The organism is Bradyrhizobium sp. AUGA SZCCT0283 (assembly GCF_018130385.1).
Taxonomy (GTDB): domain Bacteria; phylum Pseudomonadota; class Alphaproteobacteria; order Rhizobiales; family Xanthobacteraceae; genus Bradyrhizobium.
This window is the reverse complement of sequence record NZ_JAFCLU010000019.1, coordinates 76,358-95,170: the sequence shown is the minus strand read 5'-3', so window position 1 is coordinate 95,170 and position 18,813 is coordinate 76,358. Positions and strand designations below refer to the sequence as shown.

Here is an 18,813-nt window from a genome sequence, read left to right as displayed (position 1 = left end):
ACATGACCGACACCCGAACCAGCGCCAGCGGTGAAGCCAGCGTCAACCTTCCGCCCAGGAAATCGATGATTTATGTCGTCGATGACGATTACGACGTCCGGACATCTTTGCGATTTCTGCTGGAAACCGAAGGATTCGACGTCCGCACGTTCCGCAGCGGGGTCGCGCTGCTGGGATCTTCCACCCGAAACCGCGCGGATTGTCTTGTCGTTGACTACAAGATGGCGGAACTCGATGGCCTGGAACTGGCCCATCGTCTGCGAAGGCTCCAGGTCTCCACCCCTATCATTCTGATCACGGGTTATCCTGACGCGAGCATCTCGGCCAAAGCAAGCTTGGCTGGAGTGCACCAGGTGCTTTTGAAGCCTAACCTCGAGGACAGCCTGATCGACTGCGTTCGGAAGGCGATCGATGCGCCGAGCGCGGCAGGCCAGCCCTGAAAGGCCAGCCTCCGTAAAACCCCGTAGGGGCCTGCCCTTAGGATATCGACCCAAATATCGGGCAGCAAAAATCCCAGTTACACCAAAGCCATCCCGCATCGAGGAGATGGCAAAATGCTCACCCAGACGATCACCACCCAGACAGTCCCGGCAGCCAAGGTTTTCCCCACCCCACGCGCCCAGAGTGTTCCGGCCGTCGACCAGTTCAGCATGATCGCGACCTGCGCGGGCGTGATTGCCACCGAGTTTTCCTACCGGAAGGATGAGGAAATTTACGGCGAGGGCGAGCCTTCCGAATATGTCTATCAGGTGATCCGCGGCGCAGTTCGCACCTACAAGCTCCTCAACGACGGACGGCGCCAGATCGGCGCGTTCCATTTGCCCGGCGACGTGTTCGGCCTCGATGCCGGTTCGAGCCATCGCCTGACGGCTGAAGCGATCGCCGACACCACGGTCCGCCTGGTGAAGCGCCGCAGCCTGGAAGCCGCCGCCGGATCGAATGTCCAGGTCGCCCACAACCTCTGGACCATGACTGCAGGCGACCTCCGGCACGCCGAAGACCACATGTTGCTTCTGGGCCGCAAGACCGCGATGGAAAAAGTTGCGACTTTCCTGCTGGAAATGGACCGTCGCCTCGCCAGGGCCGGTATGATGGCCCTGCCGATGTGCCGCCGCGACATCGGCGACTATCTCGGCCTGACGCTGGAAACCGTTTCGCGGGCGCTTTCACAGCTCAGCGACCAGGGCGTTCTGGTGTTTTCGAGTGCCCGTCAAATCGTGCTGCGCAACCGGCAGCGGCTGGCAGACATGGACGCCTGAGAGTAGACTAGGCGACAAGGATACAGGAAGGACGGGAGGGCAAGATGAACAATTATCGCGTCTCCTTCTACAAGGATCTTTGTAATTCCGATGGCCACAGCTTCAAGTGCCTGCAGCGTCAGATCGACGTTCAATCAGTCGGGCCATCCCAGGCGCTGGTGTTGGCGGAACGGTTGGTCGATAACGAACGCCTGAACGCCGATTGCGTCGAGGTCATGCACCTGAGCGGCCATCACGAGTTGGAACATCCGGCGGGCCATTCCCCCGCACCCTGCAAGCACACATGGAACCGCGTCGCGTGATGAACTGACCGCGGCGTGAACCGAGGCCGGCTCGCGCGCCTGCGCACCGGCTATTTCGCCGCGCTCGTTCTCAGGCGCGGTGACCACAACTCCTATCTCGCAAACGGCCGCCAGCGTATCTGCGCGCCGCGTTCGATGGATTCCAGCTCCGGGGCGACGACGACGAAACCACCGGCGAGGCTAAGCTGATGCAGCTTGCCGGAATTGGCGCCCGGCAACAGCTCGATTAATGGCAGGCCATGCACTTCACCCGCCAGAACGGCGGGCAGATAGGTTGAGCGGCCCGGCCGTCCCCTCCAGTCGAAATTCGCGATGGCTGCGCACTCGCTGCCTGCGGCAGGCCTGATCCCAGCGCGAGCTGCCAGAATCTCATCGATAATGACCTTGAACGTCGTGAACAGTGCGCCGGGATTGCCGGGCAGTCCGATATAGGTGGCGCCAGCCATTTTGCCGAGGACGAGCGGCTTGCCCGGCTTGATAGCGACCTTGCGAATCCACAGCCTGCCGCCGCAGCGCTGGAACGCATCCACGACGTGGTCTTCGTCGCCCACGGATACACCGCCGGCACTGATGATCATGTCGGCGCGCGCCGCTGCCGTCTGGAAAACGGCCCGCAACCTCGACGGCTTATCGATGATACTTCCGAGATCGATGATCTCGATCCATGGCTTTGCGAGCAGGCCGCGCAGGACGAAACGGTTGGCATCGTAGATCTCGCCGGCCAGGAGGTTTTCGCCGGGCTGCCGAAGCTCGGATCCGGTCGTGAACATCGCTACGCGAAGCCTGCGGAATACGCGAACGCCGGGATAGCCGCTGGCCGCGGCGACGCCTGCCTGCAGCGGTCCCATCTCCGTGCCCGCCTCGATCAGGCTGTCGCCCGGCCGGACGTCCTCGCCCCGCCTTCGAATGTTGTCGCCCGCTCGCGGCGCATGGGAGAGAACGATACGGTCGCCCTCCCGCCGGACATCTTCCTGGGCGATGACGGCATTGGCGCCGGCGGGGATCGGCGCACCCGTCAGGATGCGAAAGGCGCAACCGTCCTGCAGCACCGGCTTCCCGACGGTGCGCCGCGCAGCGATGCTGCCGGCCACCTTCAACCGGGCTGGAAATTCTGTGGCCAAGCCGTCCGCGTCGACAGCATAGCCGTCCATCGCGCTGTAATCGAACCGCGGCAGCGGCTCATCTGCCTTGACTGGCTGGGCAAGAATCCGCCCCGCTACGGCTGAGAGATCGACCAGCTCGGTCTCGGCGATGGGCCGCGCCTCGGCCAAACCGATGGCAAGCGCCTGTTGCACTGAAACAAGGTCCATGCTTGCAGACGGAAGGCAGGCGTCGATTTCTGTTTGCAGCAACGCTGGCATTTCGCCTCCGCAAGGTCTGTTCGATGGATGCAACCTCTGTCTAACAGGCGGCCGGCTCAGGACTTTGCGCTATCGCAACAGGAAAGGTTCTGTTGAGCCAGTCCGCGACCTCCGACGGATCATCGGTGAATTCGACCGACATGCCGCCGGCGAAGTCGCGCCAGGGTTCGAGGTTTCGGATCGGAACCCCGATCACGACGGGAATGCCGCGATCGACCGCCATCGCCACCAGGTCAAGCAGCCCGCGGCCTTCGGCCTCCACCTTGCCGAACTTGTTGAGGACCAGGAGATCCGGGTCGGCATCGAGCGAACGCGCCACCTGCCCGTTCACTTCCGCGAGCGCCGCCTCGTCGAGCCGGCATCCGCTGGCACCGGGGCCGCGATCTTCGAACAGATCCGTTCGCAGTCCTGTGGTGAGCTCTTCCAGCGCGACATCGCAATGACCGGCCGCGTCTGAGCAGACCGGGTGTTGCAGCACGCCGGCTACCCTGAGCCCGCGGTGGCGGCCGTCCGCAACGATGCGTTCGAAGGTTGATTGCGGATAGGCCTCGTTGGCGTACACGATCGCCACCAGGGCCTGTTGCGGCCGCACGGCTGCGCTATGCGGCGGGACGGAATGCTGTGCATACATCTGGATTGACCTCTATTCGTCGCGCCCCGATCAGATCGAGGCAGTAGGGAATTGCGGGAAATACCGCGTTCAGGCAGACATCGATGGCAGAGGGGCGCCCCGGCAGATTGACGATCAGGCACTTTCCGCGCGTTCCGGCAGTCTGCCGGGAGAGAATGGCGGTCGGCACCTGTTCGAGGCTGATCCGGCGCATCAGTTCGCCAAAACCCTCCAGCTCGCGCGTGATGACCATCCGCGTTGCTTCCGGCGTCAGGTCCCGCGGCGCCGGCCCGGTGCCACCGGTTGTCAGGATCAGGTCGCAATCCTCACGCTCGACCATTTCGATCAGCGCCTGCGCCACGCTGTCGATGCCATCAGGAACGATCCTGACAACCGCTACCCAGTTCGACCGCACCGCCCGGCCAAGGAAATCGTTGATCGCCTTGCCGCTGATATCCTCATATTCGCCGCGGCTGGCCCGATCGGATATCGTCAGCACGCCAATTCGCGCCAGCAGATTGTCCGGCATCTCAGCCCTCCTCCAATAGCTGCGGCTCCAGCATCGAGAGCCCCGCGAAGGCTTCCTCGGCGTGGCGGCGAACCATGGTGATTGGCTCGGCGAGCCCCGCATAATTGTCTTCCCCGTCGAGCGTCTCGGCATCGTCCAGCGACGACAGCTTCAGCCCGAGATCGCGCAACAGTCCGTCACCCAGACCATAGATCCAGCCGTGAACCGTGATGGATTGCTGGCGCTGCCAGGCGCCGCGCAAAATCGGCGTGGCAGCGATCCGCCGTAGCTGCAGTTCGACATTCAATTCGCAGGCGCGGTCCATTCTGGCCGCTTCATTCGGAAGCTGCGCCAGATCGGGCGCGCATCGCCGGCACATTTCCCGCACCGGCGCCAGCCAGTGATCGACCAGACTACCTCCGCCAGGCGGCTCGAAGGCCCTGCGGATGCCGCCGCAGCCATAATGGCCGCAGACGATGACGTGCTTCACCTGCAGTGTCTCGACCGCGAATTCCAGCACCGACAGCAAATTCATGTCGCCGGTGTGAACGACGTTGCCGACATTGCGGTGCACGAACACTTCGCCGGGATCGAGGCCGACGATGTCGTTGGCGGGAACACGGCTGTCCGAACAGCCGAGCCAGAGATAGCGCGGCGCCTGCTGCTCGGCGAGACGGCGAAAGTAATCGGGATCGCTGCGGGTCTTTCCCGTCGCCCAGGCCACGTTACGGTCGAACAGCTCGTCGATCATGGCGCATCACAATCCAGAGCCGATCGCATCGGAGGTCAAAGGGGGCGAACTCACGAGCAGCCTCCTCCACCGCCACAAGTGCAGCCGGCATGGGCGGACGGCTCCGGCGCCTCGTCCTTTTTCAGCGACCAGTTGACCATGTAAACGAGGCAGCCGGTGCCGGGATCGTCGGTACGCTCGACGACATTCATCAGGCCGAGCCAGTCCTCGCTGCCGGCGAGATTGGCAAAGCGCCGGACGGCGCCGGAGGCGTACTCGCCGACGGTTTCCTCATAACGGGTAGCGGCCTCGCCGACGCGGGCGAACAGCACGATGTCGTTGCAGGCAAGCAGCGCCTCGCTGGCGGACGCGTCCTCGCTGAAGCTGCGGATGATGTCGCCAAGTTGCATCTTCAACTCCTACTGCAACAGCGGCGACGCCGCCGCGGCAAGCGTGACGCCCGAAATATCTGCCCGGCCGGCCAGCACCGAGACGTATTGCGCCAACGCGCGATGCTGGACGCTGGTCGTGAGATAGTCCGCAATGCGGTCGCGGGCGAGTTCGAACGGCAGCACCTGCCCAGGCGCATGCTGATCGAGCCGGATGACATGGAAGCCATAGCGGGTTTCAGCGATGGCGAATTCGCCGGGACGCATCCGCTCCAGCGCAGCCTCGAACTCCGCAACCGTCTGGCCGCGCGTCAACTGACCGAGCCGACCGCCCTCCTGCGCCGAAGTCTTGCAAGCCGAATGACTGCGGGCGAATTCGGCAAACAAAGCCGGATCGGAGCGGATGGCGGCCAGAATATTCTCGGCCGCCAGGCGGGCCTCAGTGCGCGCCGCGACGTCGTCGGGACGCGAGGCGATCAGGATATGCGCGGCTTCATACAGGTCTCCCGAACGAAAGCGCTGGCGGTTCTGTTCGTAGAACCGCAGGCACGCCGCCTCGTCCGGCTCCGGCGTTACGACCTCGCGCTCGATCAGCGCCCGCATCGCCGCTTCCTCGTCGGTCTCGGAGCGCCCTTCGGCATCGCAAAGCGGCTCCGCCTCGATTCCGAGCCGGGCCGATTCCTGCAGCAGGAGTTCGCGCACGACCAGCGCCCGGGCCGCCGCCTGCCACGCCAGGATCGGCTTTTCCGCAGGGTGGTTCTGCACCTCGCGGGCGATCACCTCGCGCGGAATGACCTTGCCGTTGACGCTGATGGTCCGGGGCTTGGGCAGCGTATTCGTCAGTGAGCAATCCATGACCTACTCCGCCGGTTGAATGGGACGGGCCATGCGGCCGTCGCGGCTGCGGACGACCTGATAGCCACGGCGGCCGAGATACCAGACCGGCGCGCTCCAGATGTGAACCAGCCGCGTGAACGGGAAGACGAGGAAGAGCGTCATGCCGAGCACAAGGTGGGCCTTGAAGATCGGGTGCACGTCCAGAATGTTGACGGCGACGCCGGGCTGCAGCGTCAGGATGCCCTGCGCCCAATCCATGAACTTCACCATCTCATGGCCGTCGGGGTGGCCCATCGAGACCGGAATACTCGCAAGCCCGAGCAGTAGTTGCGCGAACAGCAGCAGCAGGATCGCGGTATCGCCGAACGAGGAGTTGGCGCGGATGCGTGGGTCGAACAGGCGGCGATGCGTCAATAGCGCAATGCCGACCAGGCACATCAAACCGGCGAGCCCGCCGGCCACGATCGCCAGCATCTGCTTGAAGCCATGCGAGACGCCCAGCCAGTCGAACACCCAGATCGGCGTCAGCAGGCCGACGAAATGGCCGAGAAAGATGAAGAGAATGCCGACGTGGAACAGGTTGGAACCCCATGTCAGTTGCCGACGCCGCAGCAACTGGCTGGATCCGGTCCGCCACGTATATTGCTCGCGGTCGAACCGGAACAGGCTGCCGAACAGGAAGACGGTCAGGCAAAGGTAAGGATACCAGCCAAAGACGATTGAATTGAGCGCTTGCATGGCTCTCTCCTCACTGCGGACGTGGCGCGGGATCGACCGCGCGTCTGGCGTGGCGAAGTTTTGCGATCAGGCCTTCGTGGCCGCAGGCGCCCTGCCCTTGGGCACCGGGACCGAACCGCACTTCTTCCTCTTCCCAGGCGGCATCGAGCGCCTCGAGATCCATCGGATCGGGGTCGATACCTTTCAGCAATTCGTCGACAATCTCGCGCGACGGGGCCGCCGCCGAGATCGCGACCAGCGCATCGAACACAGTCTTGTATTTCGATTGCCGCCGTTCGAGCCGCTCGGCAAGCGCTGCAAAAATATGGGCGGTCTGGCCCAGCAATTCACGCGCCTCGGCGAGCGGCTGCGTCGAGAGAAATTCGAGAAACAGCGGCACGTAGTCGGGCAGTTCGTTGGCCGCGATAAACAGGTCGGCCTTCTCGTACATCGCCTTGAGGTCGACCATCGCCTGGCCGCGGTCGCGGCTCTCGCCATGGACGTGCTCGAACAGATGCAGCGCCAGCGTCTTGCTGCGATCGAACAGCAGGCCGTAGCGCTCCTGCAGATCGTAGACCTCGCCGACCGCGATTTCCTCGATCAGCAGGTCGAGCGCACCGCGACAGGCCGCCGGTACCAACTTCTCGGCGTCCAGGATCGCCGGGAACTCGGACGCCGCATCGATCAGCCCCTCCGTCGGGTAGCTGAGCAGAGCCGACAGGACCTTGAACGTCTTCATCACGCGATCTCCATCGGGTTCTTGGCCTTGCGCGGCGAGCCGAACAAATTGGTTTCGCTTTCGCCGCCGGAACAGCCGTTGCCGAAGGTGAAGCCGCAGGAGCCGCGCATGTCGTAGGCGTCGGCGCCGAGTTCGCGGTGCGCGGTCGGAATCACGAACCGGTCCTCGTAATTGGCGATCGCCATGATCTGGTACATCTCGTCGATCTGTGCCGGCGTGAGCCCGACCCGCTTGGCAATCACCTCGTCGACGACGCCGTCGATGGTCTTGGCCCGCATGTAGGAACGCATCGCCAGCATCCGTTCCAGCGCCAGCGTCACCGGTTTCTCGTCGCCCGCAGTGAGCAGGTTGGCGAGATACTTCATGGGGATGCGCAGTGATTTCACATCAGGCATTTCACCGTCGAGCCCGATCTTGCCGGCGGAGGCGGCCGAAGTGATCGGCGACAGCGGCGGCACGTACCAGACCATCGGCAGCGTGCGGTATTCCGGATGCAGCGGGAACGCGACTTTCCATTCCATCGCCATCTTCCAGATCGGCGAGGCCTTGGCGGATTCGAGCCATGCATGCGGAATGCCCTGCCTCTCCGCCTCGGCGATGACCTTGGGATCGTTGGGATCGAGGAAGACGTCGAGCTGGGCCTGATAGAGATCGCGCTCGTCGGGCTTGCTTGCGGCTTCCGCAATCCGGTCCGCGTCATAAAGTACCACGCCGAGATAGCGGATGCGTCCGACGCAGGTCTCCGAGCATACCGTCGGCTGGCCGGCCTCGATCCGCGGGTAGCAGAAGATGCACTTCTCGGATTTGCCGGAGGACCAGTTGTAATAGATCTTCTTGTAGGGGCAGCCGGAGACGCACATGCGCCAGCCGCGGCACTTGTCCTGGTCGATCAGGACGATGCCGTCCTCCTCGCGCTTGTAGATCGCGCCCGACGGACACGCCGCGACGCAAGCCGGGTTGAGGCAGTGCTCGCACAGCCGCGGCAGGTACATCATGAAGGTGTTTTCGAACTGCCCATAGATGTCCTTCTGGACGCCTTCGAAGTTCGCATCCATCGACCGCTTGGCGAACTCGCCGCCGAGGATTTCCTCCCAATTCGGGCCCCATTCGATCTTTTCCATCCGTTCGCCCGACACCAGCGATCGCGGCCGCGCGGTCGGCATCGCCGGCATTTCCTTGGCCTGCTGCAGATGTGCGTAGTCGAAGGTGAACGGCTCGTAATAGTCGTCGATCTCGGGCAGGTCCGGGTTGGCGAAGATGTTCGCCAGCACGCGCCATTTGCCGCCGATGCGCGGTTCGATCTTGCCGTTACGCTTGCGTTTCCAGCCGCCCTTCCAGCGTGCCTGGTTTTCCCAATCCTTGGGATAACCGATGCCCGGCTTGGTCTCGACGTTGTTGAACCACGCGTATTCCATGCCTTCGCGGCTGGTCCACACGTTCTTGCAGGTGACGCTGCAGGTGTGACACCCGATGCACTTGTCGAGGTTCAACACCATGGCGATTTGAGCACGGATCTTCATTCTGCGGCCTCCAAACGGGGGGTACCAGGCTGATCTGCCGTCGGCGTGTCGAGCCAGTCGATCTTCGACATCTTCCTGACGATGACGAACTCGTCACGGTTGGCGCCAACCGTGCCGTAATAGTTGAAGCCGTAGGACTGCTGGGCGTAGCCGCCGATCATGTGCGTCGGCTTGGTCACGACCCGGGTCACCGAGTTGTGGATGCCGCCGCGCTGCCCGGTCTGCTCGGAGCCAGGCACGTTCACGATCTTCTCCTGGGCATGGTACATCATGCACATGCCCGGCTTGACGCGTTGCGAGACCACCGCACGCGCTACCAGCGCGCCGTTGGTGTTGAAAGCCTCGATCCAGTCATTGTCGACGATGCCTGCGGCCTTGGCGTCGGTCTCGCTGATCCAGACGATCGGCCCGCCGCGCGACAGCGTCAGCATCAGCAGATTGTCGGTATAGGTGGAGTGGATGCCCCACTTCTGGTGCGGCGTGATGAAGTTCAGCACCACCGACGCGTTGCCATTCGGCTTGCGGTCGATCACCGGCTTGACGGTCTTGGTGTCGATCGGCGGCCGGTAGACGCAGAAGCCTTCGCCGAAGGCGCGCATCCACAGATGATCCTGGTAGAGCTGCTGGCGGCCGGTCAGGGTCCGCCACGGGATCAGTTCGTGGACGTTGGTGTAGCCGGCGTTGTAGCAAACCTTCTCCGATTCAAGGCCTGACCAGATCGGCGAGGAGATGATCTTGCGCGGCTGCGCGACCACGTCGCGGAACCGGATCTTCTCGTCTTCCTTCGGGATCGCCAGATGCTGATGCTCTCGGCCGGTGAAGCCTTCCAGCGACGCCCACGCCTTGACCGCAACTTCGCCATTGGTCTCCGGCGCGAGGCTCAGGATGACCTCACAGGCGTCGATCGCGCTGTCGATGCGGGCAAGCCCCTTGCTCGCGCCCTCCTCGGTCACGATGCCATTGAGCTTCTTGAGCAGGTCGACCTCATGGTCGGTGTTCCAGCTCATGCCCTTGCCGCCGTTGCCGAGCTTGTTCATCAACGGCCCAAGCGAGGTGAAGCGCTTGTAGAGGTTCGGATAGTCGCGTTCGACCACCGTCACCGCCGGCATCGTCTTGCCGGGGATAGGATCGATCTGGCCCTTTTTCCAGTCCTTGACGTCGAACGGCTGCGCGATCTCGCCGGCCGTATCGTGCATGATCGGCGTCAGCACGACGTCCTTTTCGACGCCCAGCACTTCGGGCGCCACCCGCGAGAACGCTTCCGCAATGCCCTTGTAGATGTCCCAGTCGCTGCGCGATTCCCAGACCGGATCGACCGCCGCCGACAGCGGGTGAATGAACGGGTGCATGTCGGACGTATTGAGATCGTTCTTCTCGTACCAGGTCGCCGTCGGCAGCACGATGTCCGAATACATGCAGGTCGTGGACATTCGGAAATCGAGCGTGACCAGCAGGTCGAGCTTTCCTTCCGGCGCCTCGTCGCGCCACTTCACGTCCATGGGCTTCTTCTTGCCGTGTTCGCCGAGATCCTTGCCCATCATGCCGTGCTTGGTGCCGAGCAGATGCTTGAGGAAGTATTCGTGGCCCTTGCCCGATGCGCCCAAGAGGTTCGAGCGCCAGACGAACAGGTTACGCGGCCAGTTCCTGGGATTGTCGGGATCTTCGCAGGACAATTGCAGGTCACCCGACTTCAGGGACTTGGCAACATAGTCCTTTGCCTCCATCCCCGCCGCCGTGGCTTGTTTCGATACTTCGAGGGGATTGGTCTGCAGTTGCGGCGCTGACGGCAACCAGCCCATCCGTTCGGCGCGCACGTTGTAGTCGATCAGCGCGCCGTCCCACGGCCCCGCCGGCGCGGTCGGCGACAGGATCTCGCTGACATCGAGCGTCTCGTAACGCCACTGGTCGGTGTGGGCGTAGAACGCGGACGTCGAGTTCATCTGCCGCGGCGGACGGCCCCAGTCGAGGCCAAACGCCAGCGGCGTCCAGCCCGACTGCGGGCGCAGCTTTTCCTGGCCGACATAATGCGACCAGCCGCCGCCGGACTGCCCGATACAGCCGCACATCACCAGCATGTTGATGATGCCGCGGTAGTTCATGTCCATGTGGTACCAGTGATTCAATCCGGCGCCGAGGATGACCATGGAACGGCCGCCGGTCTTTTCGGCATTGAGCGCGAATTCGCGCGCCACCGTGATGATCTGGTCGCGCGGCACGCCGCTGATCTTTTCCGCCCAGGCCGGCGTATACGGCTCAAGATCGTCGTAGCTCTTGCCGATGTTCTCGCCGCCGAACCCGCGATCGACACCGTAATTGGCGAGGAACAGATCGAACACTGAGGCCACGACGGTCTCGCCGTCGGCAAGCTGCAGCGTCTTGGTCGGCACGTTGCGCTTGAGCACATCGGGGTGATCGGTGCCCGCAAAATGATCGTGCTCGCGGTTGCCGAAATAGGGGAAGCCGACCGAAGAGGTGCCGTCCTTGATATCGTTCAGCGACAGCCGGAGCCTTGTTTCCTGATTGCCGGACGCCTTCTCCTCCAGGCTCCACTTGCCCTTCTCGCCCCAGCGGAAACCGACCGAGCCCTTGGGCACGACGATTTCACCGGAGGTCTCGTCATAGGCGACCGTCTTCCATTCCGGATTGTTGGCTTCCCCCATTCCCTTCACGAAGTCGGAGGCGCGCAGGAAACGCTCGGGTACATAGTGATCGCCCTGCTTCACCAGCCGCACCAGCATCGGCATGTCTGTGTACTGGCGCACATAGTCGTTGAAATACTTGGCCTGACGGTCGACGTGGAATTCCTTCAGGATGACGTGGCCCATCGCCATCGCCAGCGCCGCATCGGTCCCCTGCTTCGGCGATACCCAGAGATCGGCGAACTTCGAGGCTTCGGAATAGTCCGGGCAGATCACCACGCTCTTGGCGCCCTTGTAGCGGACCTCCGTATAGAAGTGCGCATCCGGCGTGCGGGTTTGCGGGACGTTCGACCCCCACAGGATCAGAAAACCGGAATTGTACCAGTCGGCGCTTTCGGGAACGTCGGTCTGCTCGCCCCAGGTCTGCGGCGAGGCCGGCGGCAAGTCGCAGTACCAGTCGTAGAACGACATGCAGACGCCGCCGAGCAGCGACAGGTAGCGCGCGCCGGCCGCGTAGCTCACCATCGACATCGCCGGGATCGGCGAGAAGCCGAACACGCGGTCCGGGCCGTACGTCCTGGCGGTATAGGCGTTGGCCGCCGCCACGAGTTCGTTGACCTCGGCCCAGCTGGCGCGGACAAAGCCGCCGAGCCCGCGCTTCTGCACATAGGCAGCGCGCTTCTTCGGGTCCTCGACGATCGACTTCCAGGCCGCCACCGGCGTCATCAGCACGCGTGCTTCGCGCCACAGCTTCAGCAATCGCGAGCGCACCAGCGGGTATTTCACCCGGTTGCCGGAGTAGAGATACCAGCTATAGCTCGCGCCGCGCGCACAGCCGCGCGGCTCGTGGTTGGGCAGATCCGGCCGCGTGCGCGGATAGTCGGTCTGCTGCGTCTCCCAGGTAACGATGCCGCCCTTGACATAGACCTTCCACGAGCACGAGCCCGTGCAGTTCACGCCATGGGTGGAACGAACGATCTTGTCGTGCTGCCAGCGCTTCCGGTAACCGTCCTCCCAGGAACGATCCTCGGTGGTCATCACGCCGTGCCCGCCGGCGAATTCGGCCTTGGGGCGCGTGAAGAACGACAACCTGTCGAGAAAATGACTCATCGTGAGCTTCCTTATTCGGCAGCTTGGGTGACGGGAGAAATGCGGGGGCTGCGCTCGACGTCATGGAGCAGTCCACCCTTGCGGGTGTAGACGGCCCAGGTGATCACGACGCAGATTACGTAGAAGATGAAGAACCCCCACAGCGCGCCCTGCACGCCGCCGGTGAGATCGATCGAGGTCCCATAGGACTTCGGGATGAAGAAGGCGCCGAAGGCTGCGATCGCCGAGGTGAAGCCGGTGATGGCAGCCGATTCCTTTTCGGCCTGCCGCTGGCGGGTCAGTGCATCGGCGGTCGGCATCAGCCGGTCCATTTCCTTGCGCATGATGTTGGGGATCATCTGGAAGGTCGATGCATTGCCGACACCGGTTGCGAAGAACAGGACGAGGAACATGGCAAAGAAGCCCCAGAACGCTCCCGGCTGGTCTTTGATGCCGATGAAATAGAGGATACCGAGCACGCCGATCATCATCAGGATGAAGACCCAGAAGGTGACGCGCGCCCCGCCCCATTTGTCGGAGACCCACCCCGTAGCCGAGCGCGACAGCGCGCCGACCAGCGGTCCAAGGAAGACGAACGGCAGCGCATCGACCATCGGGAACTGGGTCTTGGCGAGCAGTGGGAAGCCGGCGGAGTAACCGATGAAGGAGCCGAAGGTCCCGGTATAGAGCCAGCACATGATCCAGTTATGCTTGCGCTGGAAGATCACCGCCTGATCGGCGAACGAAGCCTTGGCGGAAGCGATATCGTTCATGCCGAACCACGCCGCGAATGCGCTGGCGACGATGAACGGCACCCAGATGAAGCCGGCGTTCTGCAGCCACAGCGATGACGTCTGCGTTCCGCTGGTGACCGTTGCCGGGTCGCCGCCGAACCAGCCGAACACGCCGACCGTGATGATGATCGGCACCACGAACTGCACGGTGGAGACGCCGAGATTGCCGAGGCCGGCGTTGAGCGCAAGCGCGTTGCCCTTCTCCGCCCGCGGGAAGAAGAAGGAAATGTTGGCCATCGACGAGGCGAAATTGCCGCCGCCGAAGCCGCACAGCAGTGCCAGCGCCAGGAACACCGGATAAGGCGTCGACGGATTCTGCACGGCATAACCGATACCGATGGCCGGGATCAGCAGCGACCAGGTCGCGAGCGTGGTCCAGAGCCGGCCGCCGAAGATCGGCACCATGAAGGAGTAGAAGATCCGCAGCACCGCGCCGGAGATGCCCGGCAGCGCCGCCAGCCAGAACAGCTCCGCTGTGGTGAACTTAAAACCGACCGAGGGCAGCTTCGCGACCACCACCGACCAGACCTGCCAGACCGCGAACGACAGCAGCAGCGCCGGGATCGAAATCCAGAGATTGCGCCGTGCGATCGCACGCCCGGTGGTCTCCCAGAAGGTCTTGTCTTCCGGGCGCCAGTCGGTCAGGACGGCGCCGGACAGCGCGCCGACATGCTCGGGCTTGTGGATCTCCTGCATTTCGGGAAGTTCGGGAAGCTTTTTCAGCTCTTCGCCGACGACACCGCGTTCCATCTGCCGGATCGCCATGTGCATCCAGACAAGCGAACCCGTCACCAGCAGGAACAGCAGCATGAAGCAGCTGGTCCACAGGCCGGTCAGGTCGACGAGCGCGCCGAACGTGATCGGAAGCACGAAACCGCCGAGACCGCCGATCATTCCGACCAGTCCGCCAACCGCGCCGACATTGTTGGGATAATAGACCGGGATGTGCTTGTAGACGGCGGCCTTGCCCAGCGCCATGAAGAAGCCGAGCACGAACACGAGGACCGTGAACGGCACCAGTCCCATTTCCATATGGAAGCCGACGGTGCCGTTGACCGTCTTCACCAGATAGTCGGTCGGCGGATAGGACAGCACGAAGGTCGTGGCGACGCCGACCAGGAAAGTCCAGTACATCACACGTCGCGCGCCGAAGCGATCGGAGAGATGCCCGCCATAGGCCCGAAACACGCTGGCCGGCAGCGAGAACATCGCAGCCACCATGCCGGCGGTCTTGATGTCGACGCCGTAGACCTTGATGAGGTATTGCGGCAGCCACAGCGCCAGCGCGACGAAGGCGCCGAACACGAAGAAGTAATAGAGCGCGAACCGCCAGACCTGAACGTTCTTCAGCGGCTCGAGTTCCAGCCATGCACTCGTCGGCTTCTCGTTCTTCGCGCGCCGCGCACGGACGACGGGATCTTCTTCCGAGAAGAACCAGAACGCGATGCCCATCAGACCGATCGCCAGCGCCCACACCTGAGCGACGGTCTGCCAGCCATAGGCCACCAGCACGAAGGGCGCCACGAACTTGGTCAGTGCCGCGCCGACGTTTCCGGCGCCAAAGATGCCAAGTGCGGTGCCTTGCTTGCCCGCCGCATAAAAGCGTGAAACGTAGGCAATTCCGACGGCGAAGGAGCCGCCGGCGATACCGACGAACAACGCGGCGACCAGGAATTCGGGGTAGGTGCGCGCCCAAGTCAACAGGTAAGTTGCGACCGCCGCGGCCAGCATGACGACCGTGTAGACCCGCCGCCCGCCATATTGGTCGGTCCAGATGCCGAGCAAGAGCCGGATCAGCGATCCGCTGAGGATGGGGGTGCCGACCAGGAGGCCGAACTGGGTGTCATTGAGCCCCAGTTCCTGCTTGATGCGGATGCCGATGATCGAAAAGATCGTCCAGACCGCAAAGCAGATCGTGAAAGCGATGGTTGAAAGCCATAATGCCCGGCCCTGATGCACGGTGCGAAAGTCTGCGGCGTCCATAATGAATCCCCCGAGAAGCGGCGATGCGCCACAGATCGCCATGTCGGGGAGAGTTTGTTTTGCGCTGGATCAACTTCGCGGCTGCCGGTACGCTATTGTGTGAATTGCTGCGGTGCAAATTGTCCAGATCGGCACGCCATGTTGTAAGTCATCACAGTATGCTGTGATAAATATCACAAACAATCTTCCCAAAAGTTGAGGCAGAATCGTTGCGTCCCCACGAGCTCGAACAATTGAAATCCTTGCCGCTCTTTTCGGAGATGACGACGCAAAACCTGCAGCGCCTGCTTGATGCTGCGCTGCTGCAGCAGTTTCCGACCGGCGTAACGCTCATTCGCGAAGGCGAGCCCGCAGATTTTCTGCACGTTCTGGTCGACGGGTTGGTCGAGATCTACACCGAACAGCAAGGCACGGAATGGGGAATATCGCTGATCAACCCGGTTTCGACCTTCATCCTCGCGGCCGTCGTCAGTGATCAGCCCTACCTGAACTCGGCGCGCACCCTTGCGGATTCGCGCGTGCTGCTGATTCCCGCCCGGCACGTCCGTGAGGCTTTCGACCAGGACGTCGCCTTCGCGCGGATCGTGGCGCGCGAACTGGCATTCGCCTATCGCGGGGCGGTCAAGAAACTGAAGGGCTACATGGCGCGGTCGAGCGTCGAGCGTCTTGCCAACTGGATCCTGACCGAGGCACGCCGGGACAACACCCAGGAAATCGTCGTAATCCCGTTTGATCGCGGCACGCTAGCTTCGCATATTGGCACCACGCGCGAAAATCTGTCCCGCAACCTGGCTTTACTAACGGAACATGGCGTGCGGGTCCGCGGCCGCGAGATCGTGATGGACCGGAAGGAACTGCTCGAAGCCTTCGCCCGTCCGCAGACGTTGATAGACGATCCGACCTCCTGAACGATCGAAGTTCCGGCGGGCCGGCTGTTTGATCCAGGGTCTCGTTTGATCCAGGTCTCGTTTGATCCAAGTCAATGCGAACGCGGCCAAAAGAGCGGAATATTAATTCATATGATGCCCGACGAAGATGTCGGCATCATTCGGCGATCTCGCCGTTTTCTCCTAAGACTGCCCCGCCATCGCTGGTCGTAAAGACCGCGTTGCGGGGCATTTTTATTGCTGCCCGCAAATCCCGAATCGGTTTCGGTCGCGGCACCGACGACTTTATCGATTGGATCTTGCTTCCAGTTCGCGGACGGCCATGAAGCCGTGCGAAGCCGCCTGCAGCGCCTCGTCGATATCGGCTGGGCGATGCGCCGCGGACAGGAACATATTGTGCTGGGGATGAAAGAACGCGCCGTGGCGTAGCGCGGCCGAGCAGAACGCCCTGCCCTTGCGTATATCCGCGTCGGCCTCGAACAGCATCAGCGGCATCTGCGGCGGGCCGCTCTGGCGGATCGCGATGCCATGTTCCTTCGCCAGCGACGCCAGTCCCTCGCGCAACCGCAGGCCCATCGCGTGGACATGCCCGGCCACGTCAGTCTCGCGCGCGATTCGCAACGTCGCCCGCGCGGCCGCCATCGCCACCGTGCCACACCAGAACGACCCGGTGACGAAGACCTTGGTGACGGCTTCGCGAAAGCGATCGTTGCCGGTAACGGCAGCCAGCGCATAGCCATTGGCGATCGCTTTGCTCCAGGCGCACAGGTCCGGACGCACGCCGAGCGCTTCCCAGCTCCCCCTGACATCGAGGCGCAGGCCGGCCCGCACTTCATCGATAATCAAGGCGGCGTCGGCCACGTCGCAGGCCGCACGCGCGGCTGCCGCGAATTCCTTCGTCGGCAATTCGAGATCGCGTCCCATGTCGTGGCGGAAAGCCGTCACCAGTATCGCCGCGAGATCCTTGCCGGCCTCCTCGACGGCCGCCCGCAGGCTCTCCACGTCATTGTACTCGAAGTGCAGGAGATGGGCGCGGTCTTCGGCCGTCACCCCGGCGACACTTGGCGAGCACCATGGCAGCGCGCCGTGATAGCTGCCACGCGCGACCAGCACCTTGCGGCGTCCGGTGCCGGCGCGCGCGATTGTCACGCAGCACGTGGTCGCGTCACCGCCGTTCTTTTGAAACATCGCCCAATCGGCATGCGGCAGCATGGCCACAAAATCCTCGGCCAGTTCCACCATGACCTCACCCGGACCGTTGAAGCAGTCTCCCTTGACAGCTTGCGCATCGGCCGCTGCCTGAACTTCCGGATGCCGATGGCCAAGCAGGATCGGTCCCCAACTGCACATGAAGTCGATGTACTCGCGCCCATCGACGTCGCGGACGCGGCAGCCCTCCGCGGAAGCAAAGTATTGCGGATAGCCTTCCGGGAGCCGCGCCGCATTCAGATGGCCCCACATGCCGCCTGGAACCACCAGCCGGGCCCTTGCGCGCAACATGGCATCCGCTGACTGCGTTTCGCTCGACAGCGCCGTGTGCTGGGTCATGACGTTCTCTTGTTTGGTTTGCAGAGCTTGCCTTGCGCTTCCTGTCGCCGCCCATGATTGGATCGCCAACAATTCACGGTCAACTCCGATCGCAGTCAGGTCAGGTGGCTTTCGGTTCGCGAAACCAGTAGAATTGGCGAATATGACGGCTCGCCACCTCTCGCCCGTTCGTTTCGGAGTAACCGTTGAACGTTCGTCACCGCATCGCCTTCACCGTGCTCCTCGCTTTCGCATCACCCGCTTTCTCAGGTGCAGCTATCGCGCAAAGCGCGATTGCGGCTGCGGTCGCCAAACCGGTATCGCTGCCGGACATTGCAATCGGATCTGCGAAAGCACCGATCACGCTTACCGAATATTCGTCGATGAGTTGCCCGCATTGCGCAGCCTTCGGCCAGAATGTGTTCCCGATGTTGCGGTCGAAATATATCGATACCGGCAAGGTGCGTTTCGTGTTCCGTGAATTTCCGCTCGATATCAAGGCCGCCGCCGCTTCGATACTGGCGCGCTGCATCGGCAAGGGCGATTCCGAAAAGTACCTCAGCGCGGTCGAGACCATGTTCAAGCTGCAGGACCGCCTGATGGCGCAAACCAAGGATACGCTGATCTATGTCGGCAAGCAGCACGGAATGAGCGAACAGGACGTCGAGATCTGCGAGAAAGACCAGGCACAGTTCGACAAGCTGACTGCCGACCAGCAATACGCCGTTCGGGAGTTGAAAGTTACCTCGACGCCGACCTTCTTTCTCAACGGCGTGCGGCTGCAGGGCTCGATGCCGTTCGAGGAGCTGGAAGAGCGGATCAAGCCGCTGCTCAGGAAGTAGCGGCCGCAGGCCGTCGCAGTCACCCCTTGTCTGGCGCCGCCACCTCGCCGATGATGGCCCCAACAAACATATTGGGGAGA

Annotated in this window: 17 protein-coding genes; 5 read left to right on the top strand and 12 right to left on the bottom strand. The window is 62.9% G+C overall.

Annotated features, from left to right (window positions below; translation table 11 throughout):
- Positions 1–2: 2 nt before the first annotated feature.
- From JQ624_RS24360 to JQ624_RS24350, 3 genes are all read left to right on the top strand, one after another.
- Positions 3–440 carry a response regulator gene (locus JQ624_RS24360; RefSeq protein ID WP_212421453.1) on the top strand — a complete coding sequence of 146 codons (438 nt, stop codon included), beginning with the start codon at positions 3–5 and terminating at the stop codon, positions 438–440.
- Between the two features lie 114 nt (positions 441–554).
- Positions 555–1,259, top strand: coding sequence for a helix-turn-helix domain-containing protein (locus tag JQ624_RS24355; protein WP_212421452.1), 705 nt, complete (start codon positions 555–557; stop codon positions 1,257–1,259).
- Between the two features lie 44 nt (positions 1,260–1,303).
- Complete coding sequence (locus JQ624_RS24350; protein ID WP_212421451.1) at positions 1,304–1,561, top strand: hypothetical protein; 258 nt, start codon at positions 1,304–1,306, stop codon at positions 1,559–1,561.
- A gap of 92 nt (positions 1,562–1,653) precedes the next feature.
- On the opposite strand, the gene glp is transcribed toward JQ624_RS24350, so the two are convergent.
- The 11 genes from glp to JQ624_RS24295 form a co-directional block, all read right to left on the bottom strand.
- Positions 1,654–2,871, bottom strand: a complete 1,218-nt coding sequence (gene glp, locus JQ624_RS24345; protein ID WP_212421450.1) for a gephyrin-like molybdotransferase Glp — start codon at positions 2,869–2,871, stop codon at positions 1,654–1,656.
- Between the two features lie 91 nt (positions 2,872–2,962).
- Positions 2,963–3,553 carry a DUF2478 domain-containing protein gene (locus JQ624_RS24340; RefSeq protein WP_212421449.1) on the bottom strand — a complete coding sequence of 197 codons (591 nt, stop codon included), beginning with the start codon at positions 3,551–3,553 and terminating at the stop codon, positions 2,963–2,965.
- Positions 3,522–4,061, bottom strand: coding sequence for a molybdopterin adenylyltransferase (mog, locus tag JQ624_RS24335; protein ID WP_212421448.1), 540 nt, complete (start codon positions 4,059–4,061; stop codon positions 3,522–3,524). The genes JQ624_RS24340 and mog overlap by 32 nt, the downstream gene beginning before the upstream one ends.
- 1 nt (position 4,062) lies before the next feature.
- On the bottom strand, positions 4,063–4,791 hold the full coding sequence (locus JQ624_RS24330) for a carbonic anhydrase (protein WP_212421447.1): 729 nt from the start codon (positions 4,789–4,791) through the stop codon (positions 4,063–4,065).
- Positions 4,792–4,841: 50 nt separating this feature from the next.
- Positions 4,842–5,180 carry a hypothetical protein gene (locus tag JQ624_RS24325; protein WP_212421446.1) on the bottom strand — a complete coding sequence of 113 codons (339 nt, stop codon included), beginning with the start codon at positions 5,178–5,180 and terminating at the stop codon, positions 4,842–4,844.
- 9 nt (positions 5,181–5,189) lie between these two features.
- A complete protein-coding gene (locus tag JQ624_RS24320) occupies positions 5,190–6,014 on the bottom strand; it encodes a peptidylprolyl isomerase (protein ID WP_212421445.1) in 825 nt (274 codons plus the stop codon).
- Positions 6,015–6,017: 3 nt separating this feature from the next.
- The gene (narI, locus tag JQ624_RS24315) at positions 6,018–6,734 is read right to left on the bottom strand and encodes a respiratory nitrate reductase subunit gamma (RefSeq protein ID WP_212421444.1); all 717 of its coding nucleotides are present in this window, start codon (positions 6,732–6,734) and stop codon (positions 6,018–6,020) included.
- 10 nt (positions 6,735–6,744) lie between these two features.
- Positions 6,745–7,452 (bottom strand): nitrate reductase molybdenum cofactor assembly chaperone, encoded by a 708-nt coding sequence (gene narJ, locus JQ624_RS24310; RefSeq protein ID WP_212421443.1) that lies wholly within the window; start codon positions 7,450–7,452, stop codon positions 6,745–6,747.
- The gene (gene narH, locus JQ624_RS24305) at positions 7,452–8,972 is read right to left on the bottom strand and encodes a nitrate reductase subunit beta (protein WP_212421442.1); all 1,521 of its coding nucleotides are present in this window, start codon (positions 8,970–8,972) and stop codon (positions 7,452–7,454) included. The genes narJ and narH overlap by 1 nt, the downstream gene beginning before the upstream one ends.
- Positions 8,969–12,721: a nitrate reductase subunit alpha gene (locus tag JQ624_RS24300; RefSeq protein ID WP_212421441.1), complete on the bottom strand. Its 3,753-nt coding sequence runs from the start codon at positions 12,719–12,721 to the stop codon at positions 8,969–8,971. Before JQ624_RS24300 ends, narH begins: the two co-directional genes overlap by 4 nt.
- Positions 12,722–12,732: 11 nt before the next feature.
- On the bottom strand, positions 12,733–15,477 hold the full coding sequence (locus JQ624_RS24295; protein ID WP_212421440.1) for an MFS transporter: 2,745 nt from the start codon (positions 15,475–15,477) through the stop codon (positions 12,733–12,735).
- Positions 15,478–15,686: 209 nt separating this feature from the next.
- Here JQ624_RS24295 and JQ624_RS24290 point away from each other — a divergent pair, with 209 nt between their 5' ends.
- Positions 15,687–16,385, top strand: a complete 699-nt coding sequence (locus JQ624_RS24290) for a cyclic nucleotide-binding domain-containing protein (RefSeq protein ID WP_212421439.1) — start codon at positions 15,687–15,689, stop codon at positions 16,383–16,385.
- Positions 16,386–16,649: 264 nt separating this feature from the next.
- Here JQ624_RS24290 and JQ624_RS24285 read toward each other — a convergent pair whose 3' ends face one another.
- On the bottom strand, positions 16,650–17,912 hold the full coding sequence (locus tag JQ624_RS24285; protein ID WP_212421438.1) for an aminotransferase class III-fold pyridoxal phosphate-dependent enzyme: 1,263 nt from the start codon (positions 17,910–17,912) through the stop codon (positions 16,650–16,652).
- Between the two features lie 185 nt (positions 17,913–18,097).
- Here JQ624_RS24285 and JQ624_RS24280 point away from each other — a divergent pair, with 185 nt between their 5' ends.
- On the top strand, positions 18,098–18,733 hold the full coding sequence (locus tag JQ624_RS24280; RefSeq protein WP_212421437.1) for a DsbA family protein: 636 nt from the start codon (positions 18,098–18,100) through the stop codon (positions 18,731–18,733).
- The last annotated feature ends 80 nt before the right edge of the window (positions 18,734–18,813 follow it).